This is a genomic window from Streptomyces sp. NBC_01268 (assembly GCF_036240795.1).
Classification (GTDB): domain Bacteria; phylum Actinomycetota; class Actinomycetes; order Streptomycetales; family Streptomycetaceae; genus Streptomyces.
This window is the reverse complement of the sequence record NZ_CP108454.1, coordinates 4,965,441-4,978,140: the sequence shown is the minus strand read 5'-3', so window position 1 is coordinate 4,978,140 and position 12,700 is coordinate 4,965,441. Positions and strand designations below refer to the sequence as shown.

At 73.3% G+C, this 12,700-nt stretch carries 12 protein-coding genes; 2 read left to right on the top strand and 10 right to left on the bottom strand.

Annotated elements, in window-relative coordinates:
- Positions 1-33: 33 nt before the first annotated feature.
- The 7 genes from OG309_RS22480 to OG309_RS22450 form a co-directional block, all read right to left on the bottom strand.
- Positions 34-1,173 carry an alpha/beta fold hydrolase gene (locus OG309_RS22480; RefSeq protein WP_329423233.1) on the bottom strand — a complete coding sequence of 380 codons (1,140 nt, stop codon included), beginning with the start codon at positions 1,171-1,173 and terminating at the stop codon, positions 34-36.
- A gap of 17 nt (positions 1,174-1,190) precedes the next feature.
- Positions 1,191-2,339, bottom strand: coding sequence for an alanine racemase (gene alr, locus OG309_RS22475; RefSeq protein ID WP_329423232.1), 1,149 nt, complete (start codon positions 2,337-2,339; stop codon positions 1,191-1,193).
- A 32-nt stretch (positions 2,340-2,371) separates the two neighbouring features.
- Positions 2,372-3,223 carry a L,D-transpeptidase family protein gene (locus OG309_RS22470; protein WP_402545463.1) on the bottom strand — a complete coding sequence of 284 codons (852 nt, stop codon included), beginning with the start codon at positions 3,221-3,223 and terminating at the stop codon, positions 2,372-2,374.
- Positions 3,224-3,396: 173 nt separating this feature from the next.
- Complete coding sequence (locus OG309_RS22465; protein WP_329423230.1) at positions 3,397-4,836, bottom strand: NAD(P)H-hydrate dehydratase; 1,440 nt, start codon at positions 4,834-4,836, stop codon at positions 3,397-3,399.
- A 59-nt stretch (positions 4,837-4,895) separates the two neighbouring features.
- The gene (locus OG309_RS22460; RefSeq protein WP_329423229.1) at positions 4,896-5,264 is read right to left on the bottom strand and encodes a holo-ACP synthase; all 369 of its coding nucleotides are present in this window, start codon (positions 5,262-5,264) and stop codon (positions 4,896-4,898) included.
- Positions 5,265-5,272: 8 nt separating this feature from the next.
- Complete coding sequence (gene glmS / locus OG309_RS22455) at positions 5,273-7,120, bottom strand: glutamine--fructose-6-phosphate transaminase (isomerizing) (RefSeq protein ID WP_329423228.1); 1,848 nt, start codon at positions 7,118-7,120, stop codon at positions 5,273-5,275.
- 40 nt (positions 7,121-7,160) lie between these two features.
- Positions 7,161-7,904: a hypothetical protein gene (locus tag OG309_RS22450; protein ID WP_329423227.1), complete on the bottom strand. Its 744-nt coding sequence runs from the start codon at positions 7,902-7,904 to the stop codon at positions 7,161-7,163.
- A gap of 104 nt (positions 7,905-8,008) precedes the next feature.
- Here OG309_RS22450 and coaA point away from each other — a divergent pair, with 104 nt between their 5' ends.
- Positions 8,009-9,010 carry a type I pantothenate kinase gene (coaA, locus tag OG309_RS22445; protein WP_329423226.1) on the top strand — a complete coding sequence of 334 codons (1,002 nt, stop codon included), beginning with the start codon at positions 8,009-8,011 and terminating at the stop codon, positions 9,008-9,010.
- Between the two features lie 2 nt (positions 9,011-9,012).
- Positions 9,013-9,990 carry a DUF389 domain-containing protein gene (locus OG309_RS22440; RefSeq protein ID WP_329423225.1) on the top strand — a complete coding sequence of 326 codons (978 nt, stop codon included), beginning with the start codon at positions 9,013-9,015 and terminating at the stop codon, positions 9,988-9,990.
- 93 nt (positions 9,991-10,083) lie between these two features.
- On the opposite strand, the gene glmM is transcribed toward OG309_RS22440, so the two are convergent.
- The 3 genes from glmM to rplM form a co-directional block, all read right to left on the bottom strand.
- Positions 10,084-11,442, bottom strand: coding sequence for a phosphoglucosamine mutase (glmM, locus tag OG309_RS22435; protein WP_329423224.1), 1,359 nt, complete (start codon positions 11,440-11,442; stop codon positions 10,084-10,086).
- A 223-nt stretch (positions 11,443-11,665) separates the two neighbouring features.
- Positions 11,666-12,178, bottom strand: coding sequence for a 30S ribosomal protein S9 (gene rpsI / locus OG309_RS22430; protein ID WP_030750225.1), 513 nt, complete (start codon positions 12,176-12,178; stop codon positions 11,666-11,668).
- Between the two features lie 44 nt (positions 12,179-12,222).
- Positions 12,223-12,666, bottom strand: a complete 444-nt coding sequence (rplM, locus tag OG309_RS22425; protein ID WP_132912430.1) for a 50S ribosomal protein L13 — start codon at positions 12,664-12,666, stop codon at positions 12,223-12,225.
- Between the last annotated feature and the right edge of the window lie 34 nt (positions 12,667-12,700).

Sequence of the window (12,700 nt, the reverse complement as noted above, 5' to 3'; positions counted from 1 at the left end):
GCGCTCCATCCGCCGACCCCCGCCCGCCGGCCCCTATCCGCCGAGGGCGACCGCCCCCACCCTCCCGAGGAGGTCGGCGAGCCGGTCGGTGACCGCCTCCGGGTGCTCCAGCATCACCAGGTGCCCGGCGTCCGGCACGATGACCAGCTCGGAGTCCGGCAGCAGGTCGGCGATGGCCTCGGTGTGCGAGCTGGGCGTGACCAGGTCGCGGTCGCCGGCCAGCGCGAGCACCGGCAGCTCGCGGAAGGCCGCGAGCGCCGCCCCCTTGTCGTGCTCGACGAACGCCGGGTAGAACTCGGCGACCACGTCGATCGGAGTCGACTCGATCATCCGCTCCGCGAACCGGACGACCGCCGGGTCCACGTCCTTCGAGGAGAACGAGTACCTCTTGATGAGCCCGGCGAAGAGGTCGGCGGTGGCCCGCCGCCCCCGCTCCACCAGCTCCGCCTGCGAGCCGAGCGCCCGCAGCACCCCGGGCAGCACCCGGCGCACGGCGTTCACACCGGCCATCGGCAGCCCGTAGCTGATCTCGTCCAGCTTCCCGGCCGAGGTCCCCACGAAGGCGGCGCCGACCACCCGCTCGCGCACCAGCTCCGGATGGCGGTCGGCCAGCGCCATCATCGTCATCCCGCCCATGGAGTGCCCGACCAGCACCAGCGGGCCCTCGGGAGCGGCGGCGTCGAGGACGGCCTTGAGGTCGCCGCCCAGCCGGTCGATGGAGACGGGCACGCCGTCGGGACCCGCCTGCTCGGCGCCGCGGCCGGACCGTCCGTGGCTGCGCTGGTCCCAGTACACGGCGCGGACCAGACCGCGCAGCGCGGCCCGCTGGAAGTGCCAGGAGTCCTGGTTGAGGCAGTAGCCGTGGCTGAAGACGACCGTGACGGGCGCGGGTGCCTTCCGCCCGAAGAGGCGCCGCCGGCGCGGCGCGGGCGCGTCGCCCTCGACCTCGTCGACCTCGAAGTACAGGCGCGTGGAGTCGTCGGCGACCGCCCACCCCGGGGCGCCGCGCACCGCCCCGTAGGGGCCCTCGGCGTCCAGCACGAGCCGTGCCTTCTCCCGTACGGAACGCCCGACGGTCAGCCGCTCCACCGCGACACCGGCGGCGGCCCCGGCCGCGAGCACTCCTATCGCGGCACCGGCCCAGCCGGCCCGCCGCCAGGTCTCCTCGCCCACGGCCGCCCCGCCCCCTCTTACTCGCCCAGGTAGACGCGCGGGACGCGCGCGCCGATCCGGGTGACGATCTCGTACGCGATGGTGTCGGCGGCGTCGGCCCAGTCCTGGGCCGTCGGCTCGCCGCGGTCGCCGGGCCCGAAGAGCACCGCCTCGGTGCCGGGTGCCGGCCGGTCGCCGTCGAGGTCCACCACGAACTGGTCCATGGCGACCCGTCCGGACACGGTGCGGACCCTGCCGTCGACGAGCACGGGGCCGCGCCCGGAGGCGTGCCGCGGGATCCCGTCCGCGTACCCCAGCGGCACCAGTCCGAGGGTGGTGTCGCCGGGGGTCGTGTAGTGGTGCCCGTAGGACACCCCGTGTCCGCCCGGCACGTCCTTGACCAGGGCGACGCTCGCCTTGAGGCTCATCACCGGCCGCAGTCCCAGCTCGGCGGAGGTGCCGACCTCGGGCGCGGGCGAGACGCCGTACATGGCGATGCCGGGCCGCACCAGGTCGAAGTGCGACTCGGGGAGCGTCAGGGTGGCCGGCGAGTTGGCGATGTGCCGCACCTCGGGCGCGACGCCCGCCTTCTCGGCGAAGTCGAGCATGGTGCGGAACAGGTCGAGCTGGGCGGCGATCGACGGATGCCCCGGCTCGTCCGCGCAGGCGAAGTGCGACCAGAGCCCGGTCACCTTGACCAGCCCCTGCGCCTCGGCCTTGAGCGCCTCGGTGACGAGCTCCGGCCAGTCGGCGGGCTGGCAGCCGTTGCGCCCGAGGCCCGTGTCGGCCTTGAGCTGGATCCTGGCCCGGCGGCCGGTCTCCCGGGCCGCCTGGACGACCTCGGCCAGCGCCCACATGCCGCTGACCGACATGTCGAGCCCGGCCTCGATGCCCTCCGCCCACGGATCGCCCGGCGTCCACAGCCAGCACATGATCCGCACGTCCAGCAGACCGGCCGCCCGCAGCGCGAGCGCCTCGTGCGGAGTCGCCGTCCCGACCCAGGTCGCGCCGGCCTCGACGGCGGCTCGGGCACAGGGCAGGGCACCGTGCCCGTACGCGTCGGCCTTGACCACGGCCATGATCTGAACGTGCGGGGCGACCCTGGCGCGCAGCGCGCGGACGTTCGCGCGCAGCGCGCCGAGGTCGATCTCGGCGCGGGCCCGGCGGGGCAGTGGTGTCTCAGTCATCGCCGCCCAGTCTCTCAGGTCCCCGGGCCCGCTCAGCCTTCCGGCCGCCTGCCCCAGACGTAGACCCGGTCCCCCTTGCGCAGGACGTCCCACAGCTTCCGCGCGTTGCCGTGGCTCAGGTTCACGCAGCCGCGGCTGCCGGTGGGCGTGGCGATCTGCCCGTAGACGGCGTGGAAGGCCTGGCCGCCGCTGAAGAACTGGGAGTACGGCATGGGCGTGTTGTAGATCGACGACCAGTGGTCCTTGTGGCGCCAGTAGACCTCGTGCCACCCGGTCCGCGTCCGGTACCCGGCCCGCCCGCTGCGCACGTTCACCACCGCGTACGTGACGTGCGTCCCCTTCTGCACCCACATCAGCTCGCGGTCGAGGTCGACGCAGGCGACGGTGTACGCGCGCACCGGGCACCTCCCGGCGGCGTTGGGGTGCGCGCGGGCGGCCAGCAGCTCGGCCCGGCCCCAGGTCACCGGTCCCGCGTACCCGTTGGCCGGCTTGATCTTCTGCGACCGCTGGAAGGCCCGGATGGCCCGGCAGTCCGCAGCGGACTGCTTCCCGTCGGCCCTCAGCCGCAGCAGCCGCTCCACCCGCCTCTGGTGGGGCCCGGCCTTCGCGGTGCAGGCGGCCCCGGCGGCGCTCCGCGGCAGGAACTCGACGAGCTCGTCCACCTCGTCCTCGGGCTCGGGCACCGGCAGCTCCCCGTCCGGCCGGCGCGGCGGCAGCACCTGGTCGGGCGTGTCCATGGGGTACTCGGCCCGCGCGGCGCCGACCCCGCCCGGCAGCAGGTCCTCACCGGGCTCGGGCGCGTCGGCGAGCGCGGGCGAGGGCGCCACGAGAGCCAGGGCGAACAACAACGCGGTGACGCCACGACGACGCCTTCTCCATCTGATCACCCACCCATCCCACGCCGCCCCGCCCGGCCCCGCCTGCGGTACACCACCTACGGCCCCACACGTTCCGCCGAGTGGCGGCGCGGGGCGTCGCTCCCCCCGACGTCCGGCCGAGCGGCGGCGGTTGCTTCGCTCTCCCGCGACGTCCCGCCGAGCGGCGGCGCGGGTCCCGTTCACCCCCCCGTGACGTCCCGCCAGGCCCCCGGCAGCGCCGCCGCCACGTCCCCCGCCGCCACCGGCGCGCCCCGCGAGGCACGCCGGGCGGCCAGCCCGTGGAGGTACGCGGCGGCCGACGCGGCCTCCAGGGCGGGAAGCCCCGCGGCCAGCAGCGACCCCGCGAGCCCCGACAGCACGTCGCCGCTCCCCGCCGTCGCGAGCCACGACGTCCCCGTCGGGTTGACCCGCACCGGCCCCGCGCCGCCCGCCCCGCACACCAGCGTCGTCGAGCCCTTCAGGAGGACCGTCGCGCCGAACCGGGCCGCCAGCTCGCGGACCGCCGCGAGCCGTCCCGCCTCGACCTCCTCGCGGGCGACGCCGAGCAGCGCCGCCGCCTCGCCGGCGTGCGGGGTGAGCAGGGTGGCCGCGGGGCGGCCCCGCACGGTCTGCGGGGACAGGTCCCGCAGGCCGTCCGCGTCGACCAGCACGGGGACGTCCGTCGCCAGCACCTCCGCGACACCCGGCCCGTCGCCGAGGCCGGGCCCGACGACCCACGCCTGGACCCGGCCGGCCTTCGCCGGGGGCCCCGCGTGCACCAGCGTCTCGGGGCGGGCTGCGATCACCGCCTCGCCGGCCGGCCCCACGTACCGGACGGCGCCCGCGCCGCCGCGCAGCGCGCCCTCGACGGCGAGGACGGCGGCACCGGGGTAGCGGGCGGAGCCGGCGACGATGCCGACGACCCCGCGCCGGTACTTGTCGCTCTCGGCCCCGGGCACCGGCAGCATCCGCGCCAGGTCCTCGTGCTGCAGCGCCTCCAGGTCGGGGACCGAGGGGAGGGTCGCGCCGAGCCCGATGTCGACGAGCCGCAGCGCGCCCGCGTACTCCCGGGCCGGGTCGATCAGCAGCCCCGGCTTGTACGTGCCGAAGGCGACGGTCGCGTCGGCCCGCAGCGCCTCCCCCGTCACCTCGCCGGTGTCCGCGTCGACGCCGCTCGGCAGGTCGACGGCGACGACGACCGCGTCGGAGCCGCGGGCCGCCCGGGCGACGGGCACGGCGTCGGGCCGCAGTCCGCCCCGCCCGCCGATGCCGGTGATCCCGTCGAGGACGAGGTCGGCGACGGCCAGCGCGTCGTAGGGGTCGTCGTGCTCGCCGACGACCTGCCCCCCGGCGGCCCGCAGTGCGGCGAGCCCGCCCTCGTGGGCCCGCGCCCCGAGCAGCACGGCCGTCACCCCGGCCCCGCGCCGGGCGAGCCGGGCCCCGGCGTAGAGGGCGTCGCCACCGTTGTCGCCGCTCCCGACGAGGAGCACGACCCTCGCCCCGTACACCCGGGGCAGCAGTGCGCAGCAGGCGGCGGCGAGCCCGGCCGCGGCGCGCTGCATGAGCGCGCCCTCCGGCAGCCGGGCCATCAGTTCGGCCTCGGCGGCCCGTACGGTCTCCACACGATGAGCGGTACGCATGGCACCCACCCTCTCCGCTCGGCGCGCGGCCCGCCACCCTCGGCGCGGCGTGGAGGGCGCTACCCCTCCGCGATCACCACCGCCGACGCCACTCCCGCGTCGTGGCTGAGCGACACGTGCCAGTGCCGCACGCCCAGTTCGGCCGCCCGGGCGGCCACCGTCCCGCGGACCCGCAGGCGCGGCTGCCCGGTGTCCTCGACGTACACCTCGGCGTCCGTCCAGTGCAGCCCCGCCGGGGCGCCGAGCGCCTTCGCGAGGGCCTCCTTGGCGGCGAACCGGACCGCCAGTGAGGCGTTCCCCCGCCGTTCGCCGCTGGGCAGCATCAGTTCGCGCTCGACGAAGAGGCGCGAGAGCAGCCCCGGCGTCCGTTCGACCGACGCCGCGAAGCGGTCGATCTCGGCCACGTCGATCCCCACCCCGATGATCATCTGTCCACTCACTCCACCGTCACGGATTTGGCCAGGTTGCGCGGCTGGTCGACCTCGTTGCCCCGTGCCGTCGCCAGTTCGCAGGCGAAGACCTGGAGGGGCACGGTGGAGACCAGCGGCTGGAGAAGCGTAGGCGTAGCGGGGATGCGGAAGAGATGGTCGGCGTACGGGACGACGGCCTCGTCGCCCTCCTCGGCGATCACGATCGTGCGCGCGCCCCGGGCCCGGATCTCCTGGATGTTGGAGACGATCTTGTCGTGCAGCACGGACCGGCCGCGCGGCGACGGCACGACCACGACCACCGGCAGGCCCTCCTCGATCAGGGCGATCGGGCCGTGCTTGAGCTCGCCGGCCGCGAAGCCCTCCGCGTGCATGTACGCGAGTTCCTTCAGCTTCAGGGCGCCTTCGAGGGCCACGGGGTAGCCGACGTGCCGGCCGAGGAACAGCACCGTGTCCCGGTCGGCCAGTGACCGGGCGAGGGCGCGGACCGGCTCCATGGTCTCCAGGACCCGCTCGACCTCGTCGGCGATCCGGGCCAGCTCGCGGACGACGGCGTGGATCTCGTCGCCCCACTTGGTGCCGCGCACCTGGCCGAGGTAGAGCGCGAGCAGGTAGCAGGCGACGAGCTGGGTGAGGAAGGCCTTGGTGGAGGCGACGGCGACCTCGGGCCCGGCGTGCGTGTAGAGCACGGCGTCCGACTCCCTCGGGATGGTCGAGCCGTTGGTGTTGCACACGGCGAGCACCTTGGCGCCCTGCTCGCGTGCGTGCCGCACCGCCATGAGGGTGTCCATGGTCTCTCCGGACTGGGAGATCGCGATGACCAGGGTGCGCTGCCCGAGGATCGGGTCCCGGTAGCGGAACTCGCTGGCCAGCTCCACCTCGCAGGGGATCCGGGTCCAGTGCTCGATGGCGTACTTGGCGATGAGTCCGGCGTGGAAGGCGGTGCCGCAGGCGATGATGACGATCTTGTCGGCCTCGCGGAGCACGGCGGCGGGGATGCGCACCTCGTCGAGGCGCAGGTTCCCCTCGGCGTCGATCCGGCCGAGCAGGGTGTCGGCGACGGCCTTGGGCTGCTCGGCGATCTCCTTGAGCATGAAGGAGGCGTAGCCGCCCTTCTCGGCGGCGGAGGCGTCCCAGTCGATGTGGAAGGCGCGCACCTCGGCGGGGGCGCCGTCGAAGTCGGTGACGGTGACGCCCTCGCGGGTGAGCTCGACGACCTGGTCCTGGCCGAGCTCGATGGCCGAGCGGGTGTGCGCGATGAAGGCGGAGACGTCGGACGCGAGGAAGTTCTCGCCCTCGCCGACGCCGACGACGAGCGGGGAGTTGCGGCGGGCGCCGACCACGACCTCCGGCTGGTCGGCGTGGACGGCGACCAGGGTGAAGGCCCCGTCGAGCCGCTTGCACACCAGCCGCATGGCCTCGGCGAGGTCGCCGACGGAGGAGAACTCCTCGGCGAGCAGGTGGGCGACGACCTCGGTGTCCGTCTCGGAGGTGAGGCGGTGGCCGCGGTCGGCCAGCTCGGCCCGCAGGGCGGCGAAGTTCTCGATGATGCCGTTGTGGACGACGGCGACACGGCCCGCGTTGTCGAGGTGCGGGTGCGCGTTGGCGTCGGTGGGCCCGCCGTGGGTGGCCCAGCGGGTGTGGCCGATGCCGGTGGAGCCGCTCGACAGCGGGCGGTCCACCAGCTCCTTCTCCAGATTGACCAGCTTGCCGGCCTTCTTCGCCGCGGCGAGCCCCCCGTCGGAGAGCACCGCGACCCCGGCCGAGTCGTAGCCCCGGTATTCGAGCCTCTTGAGGCCGGCGATCACGACATCGAGTGCCGACTGTCCGCCCACATAGCCAACGATTCCGCACATAGCGCGCAGCCTACGGCGGAACGGCCCCCACCGTCCGGACTCAGCGCAGCTTGGCCGCCTGCGCGTCGACGACGTCCTGCGGCAGCTCCTTGACCTTGCCGGTCAGGCTGACGGTGGAGAACGTGGCGAGGTTGTTGCCCTTGCGGAAGACGGCCAGCGTGCTCATGAAGGGCTTGCCCTCCATCTCGCTGATGACGGTGAAGGCCACCGCCTCGTCGCCCGCGGTCAGCGGCTCCGGGCTCACCTTGGCGACCTTCGTCTTCTCGCCGCTGGCGCTGATGGTGAACCCGCCGCCGCAGGCGTCCCCGGCCGCCTTGAGCGAGGCGAGGGCCTGCTGGGCGCCCTCCCCGGCGTACGAGCCGAGCGTGATCGCGGTCGCCGGCGCGCCGAGCGCGTTCCGGATGTCGGCCGGGGAGCCGCCGGTGCCCTTCTTCGCCTGGACGGCCTTGCGCTGCACGCTGGCCCCGGGGGTGCCGGGGGCCACCGCGGACATGGCCTCGGCGAGCGGCTCGCAGGGCGCCTTGTCGGCGCCGACGTCCCCGCCGTTCACGACGTCCGCGGCGTCCGTCTTCTGCACCAGGTAGCCCGTGAGGTCGGCCTGGGCGACGACCAGCTTGTCCAGCTGGGCCGGGGTCAGCGCCTTGACGTCGGGCTTGGCGGCGGCCGACGCGGAGGCGTCGTTGTCCCCCTTCGGCTTGCCGTCGCTCGCGTCTCCGCCGCAGGCGGTGAGGAGCAGGGCCAGGGAGGCGGCGGTGGCCGCGGTCAGGGCGGTACGTACAGACATGCGCATGAGCGAATGATCACGGCCCGGGGCCGCGGCCCACAACCCGTTGCGCGCGTGACCCACCCCACCCCCCACGGCCGCCCCGCACCCAGGACAATGGCGGGGTGATCACTTCGCCGCCACGAAGCCCGAACGGTCCCGCCGGCAACGGAGCCAGGCGGGGGCCCGAGCCGACGCCGTACGTCGATCTCACTCGGGCCGAGTGGAGCGCCCTGCGGGACAAGACGCCGCTGCCGCTCTCCGCCGAGGAGGTCGAGCGACTGCGCGGACTCGGGGACGTCATCGACCTCGACGAGGTTCGGGACGTCTACCTGCCGCTGTCGCGGCTGCTCAACCTGTACGTGCAGGCCACCAGCGGGCTGCGCGGGGCGCTCAACACCTTCCTCGGGGAACGCGCCGAGCAGCGCGGCACCCCCTTCGTCATAGGGGTCGCCGGATCGGTCGCGGTCGGCAAGTCGACCGTGGCGCGCCTGCTCCAGGCGCTGCTCGCGCGCTGGCCCGAGCACCCGCGGGTGGAGCTGGTGACCACCGACGGGTTCCTGTACCCGATGGAGGAGCTCAGGTCCCGCGGGCTGATGTCCCGGAAGGGCTTCCCCGAGTCGTACGACCGGAGGGCGCTGACCCGGTTCGTCGCGGACATCAAGGCGGGCAAGGAGGAGGTCACCGCGCCCGTCTACTCGCACCTGATCTACGACCGGGTGCCCGGCGAGCGGCTCGTCGTGCGCCGCCCCGACATCCTCATCGTCGAGGGGATCAACGTCCTCCAGCCGGCCCTGCCCGGCAAGGACGGCCGCACCCGGGTCGGGCTCGCGGACTACTTCGACTTCTCCGTGTACGTGGACGCGCGCCCGGAGGACATCGAGCGCTGGTACCTCAACCGCTTCCGCAAGCTGCGCGACACCGCGTTCCAGGACCCGTCCTCGTACTTCCAGCGCTACACCCGGGTCTCCGAGGAGGAGGCCCTGGACTACGCCCGCACGATGTGGCGGACCATCAACAAGGTGAACCTGCTGGAGAACGTGGCCCCCACCCGCGGACGAGCGACGCTCGTGGTGCGCAAGGGCCCCGATCACAAGGTGCAGCGACTGAGCCTCCGTAAGCTCTGAGGATGCTGCACCTTCGGATGATCGTCCCGGCCGACCGTACGGAGGCGGCCGTCGCCCTCATCGACCGGACGGTGGGCACCACCCACGTGGTGGTCCTGCCGGGCGCCGCCCGGGAACCGGCCGGGGACGTCGTGATGTGCGACGTGGCGCGCGAGGCCGGCCACGAACTCATCAACGGCATGCGGGACCTGAAGATCGATCAGGACGGGTCGATCGCCGTCGACGACATCGACCTCACGCTGTCGCAGCGCGCCACGGCGGCCGAGGAGGAGGCCCCCGGAGAGGCCGCGGACGCGGTCCTCTGGGAGCAGCTGACCGACGCCACCCACGAGGAGTCGACCCTCACCATCACCTACAGCGCGTTCATGATCCTGGCGACGATGATCGCGGCCTGCGGCGTGGTCCTCGACAACGCGATCCTGATCGTCGGCGCGATGGCCGTCGGCCCGGAGTTCGGCCCGCTCGCCGGCATCTGCACGGGGATCGTGCGGCGCTCCGCCAAGCTGGTGCTGCGCTCCTCGTACGCGCTGGTCGTCGGCTTCGCGGCGGCGATCGTCGCGACGACCGTCTTCAGCCTGGGGATGGACGCGCTCGGCCTGTTCAGCGTGGACAAGCTGGACGCGCCCCGGGTGAACACGGGCTTCATCTGGAAGCCGGACCCGTTCTCCTTCGTCGTCGCCCTCCTGGCGGGCGCGGCGGGCACGCTCTCGCTGACCTCGACGAAGTCGGGCGCGCTGATCGGCGTCGCGATCTCCGTGACGACCGTGCCGGCCGCCGCGAACGCGGCCGTGGCGCTCAGCTACGGGCAGTACGGGCAGATGTGGGGCTCGGTCGAGCAGCTGGCGCTCAACCTGACCGGCATCATCCTCGCGGGCACGGTCACCTTGTTCGGGCAGGTGCTGCTGTGGCGCACCCAGCGCGGGCACTGGGTGCGCAAGGCCAAGGGCGGCGACGGCGGCGCTTCCGGCGAAGCCCGCTGAGAGGGCGTCGGCCCCCGCTCCGGTGAACCGGGGCGGGGGCCGACGGGGTGCCAGGGGGCGGGCCGTCCGTCGCCGGACGGCCCGTCACCGGCTCTAGCCGAGCGCCGACTTCACGACGTCCGCGAGCCGGCCGGCCACCGAGCGGGCCTGCTCGATGTCGGCCGCCTCGACCATGACCCGTACCAGCGGCTCGGTGCCGGAGGGGCGCAGCAGCACGCGGCCGGTGGAGCCGAGCTCGCGCTCGGCGTCGTTGACGGCGTTGGCCAGCTCGGCCGAGGTGCCGACCCGGGACTTGTCGACGTCCGGCACGTTGACCAGGACCTGCGGCAGCCGCTCCATGACGGCGGCGAGCTCGGTGAGGGACTTGCCGGTGGCCGTGATCCGGGCGGCCAGCATCAGGCCGGTGAGGGTGCCGTCGCCGGTGGTGGCGTGGTCGAGCACGATGACGTGGCCGGACTGCTCGCCGCCGAGCGCGTAGCCGTGCTCCTTCATGGACTCCAGGACGTAGCGGTCGCCGACCGCGGTCTGGACGAGGGCGAGGCCCTCGCGCTCCATGGCCAGCTTGAAGCCGAGGTTCGACATGACGGTGCCGACGACGGTGTCGCCGCGCAGCGTGCCGGCCTCGCGCATGGCGAGCGCGAGCACGGCGAGGATCTGGTCGCCGTCGACCTCGTTGCCGGCCGCGTCCACGGCCAGGCAGCGGTCGGCGTCGCCGTCGTGCGCGATGCCGAGGTCGGCGCCGTGCTCGACGACTGCGGCCTTCAGCAGGCCCAGGTGGGTGGAGCCGCAGCCGTCGTTGATGTTGAGGCCGTCCGGCTCGGCGCCGATGGTGACGACGGTGGCGCCGGCCCGGGAGAAGGCCTCGGGCGAGACGCGGGCCGCGGCGCCGTGCGCCTCGTCGAGGACGATCTTCAGCCCGTCGAGCCGGTTGGGGAGGACGGCGATGAGGTGGGCGACGTACTTGTCGAAGCCCTCGTCGTAGTCGCGGACCCGGCCGACGCCGGAACCGGTCGGACGGTCCCACGGGGCGCCGGTGCGGTGCTCCTCGTAGACGGACTCGATCCGGTCCTCCAGCTCGTCGGCCAGCTTGTGCCCGCCGCGCGCGAAGAACTTGATGCCGTTGTCGGGCATCGCGTTGTGCGAGGCCGACAGCATCACGCCGAGGTCGGCGCCGAGGGCGCCGGTGAGATACGCCACGGCGGGGGTCGGCAGCACGCCGACGCGCAGGACGTCGACGCCCGCGCTGGCGAGGCCGGCGACGACCGCGGCCTCCAGGAACTCTCCCGAGGCCCGCGGGTCCCGCCCGACCACGGCGGTCGGCCGATGGCCCTCGAAGGTGCCCGCCTCGGCGAGCACGTGCGCGGCCGCGACCGACAGGCCGAGCGCCAGCTCCGCCGTCAGGTCGGCGTTGGCCACACCGCGGACCCCGTCCGTGCCGAAGAGTCGTCCCACAGCTGTCCTCCGAAAGTGCTCAGAAATGCGATCCCCTGACCGGCTGATGCCCGCTTCTTACGTCCGAGCCGTCCGAGTCGTTCAGAAGACGCCCACATGTGTGCCCAGGGTGGTGTCCGGGGTCCTGTCCAAGATTATGAAACCAAGGTGTGAAAAAGCCGTACGCCCCGGCAGCACGGACAGTGCCGCCGGGGCGTACGTACAAAGCAGACCGAGCAGGCGATTAACGCTTGCTGTACTGCGGGGCCTTACGGGCCTTCTTGAGACCGGCCTTCTTGCGCTCGACCGCACGGTCGTCGCGGGAGAGGAAGCCGGCCTTCTTCAGCGCCGGGCGGTTGTTCTCGACGTCCGCCTCGTTCAGCGCACGGGCCACGCCGAGGCGCAGGGCGCCGGCCTGGCCGGACACGCCGCCACCCGCGATGCGGGCGATGACGTCGTAGCGGTTGTCGAGCTCGAGCACCTTGAAGGGCTCGTTGACTTCCTGCTGGTGCACCTTGTTGGGGAAGTAGTCCTCAAGGGTGCGACCGTTGATCTTCCACTTGCCGGTGCCCGGAACGATCCGGACGCGGGCGATGGCGTTCTTGCGACGGCCCAGGCCGGCGGCCGGCTGCGGGTCGCCGAAGCGGGACGCGAGGGACTCGGAGGTGTAGTCACCCTCGACGATCTCGGTCTCGGTGGTGTACTCCTCGACGCCCTCGAACTCGTCGACGGGGGTCTCGGGGGTGGTCTCGGCCACGATGCTCCTCAGATTTCTTTCGTTCTTAGGGGGTGTGGCCGGAACTACTGCGCGACCTGGGTGATCTCGAACGGGACCGGCTGCTGGGCAGCGTGCGGGTGGTTCTCGCCCGCGTAGACCTTCAGCTTCGAGAGCATCTGACGGCCCAGGGTGTTCTTGGGGATCATGCCCTTGATGGCCTTCTCGACGGCCTTCTCGGGGTTCTTGTCCAGCAGCTCGTCGTAGCGGACGGAGCGCAGACCACCCGGGTAGCCAGAGTGGCGGTACGCCATCTTCTGGGTCTTCTTGTTGCCGGACAGGTGAACCTTGTCGGCGTTGATGATGATGACGAAGTCGCCCATGTCCATGTGGGGGGCGTAGACGGGCTTGTGCTTACCTCGCAGGAGGTTCGCAGCCGTGGTCGCCAGACGACCCAGGACGATGTCCTGCGCGTCGATGATGTGCCACTGGCGAGTGACATCGCCGGGCTTGGGGCTGTACGTACGCACTTCGTAGCCTTCGCTTCTTCAGTGGATGGAGTCC

Excerpts from the sequence above, each read along its gene's own strand:
- alr (WP_329423232.1), bottom strand. The coding sequence starts at position 2,339 with ATGACTGAGACACCACTGCCCCGCCGGGCCCGCGCCGAGATCGACCTC.
- OG309_RS22465 (WP_329423230.1), bottom strand. The coding sequence starts at position 4,836 with ATGCGTACCGCTCATCGTGTGGAGACCGTACGGGCCGCCGAGGCCGAA.
- OG309_RS22460 (WP_329423229.1), bottom strand. The coding sequence starts at position 5,264 with ATGATCATCGGGGTGGGGATCGACGTGGCCGAGATCGACCGCTTCGCG.
- glmS (WP_329423228.1), bottom strand. The coding sequence starts at position 7,120 with ATGTGCGGAATCGTTGGCTATGTGGGCGGACAGTCGGCACTCGATGTC.
- OG309_RS22450 (WP_329423227.1), bottom strand. The coding sequence starts at position 7,904 with ATGTCTGTACGTACCGCCCTGACCGCGGCCACCGCCGCCTCCCTGGCC.
- OG309_RS22440 (WP_329423225.1), top strand. The coding sequence starts at position 9,013 with ATGCTGCACCTTCGGATGATCGTCCCGGCCGACCGTACGGAGGCGGCC.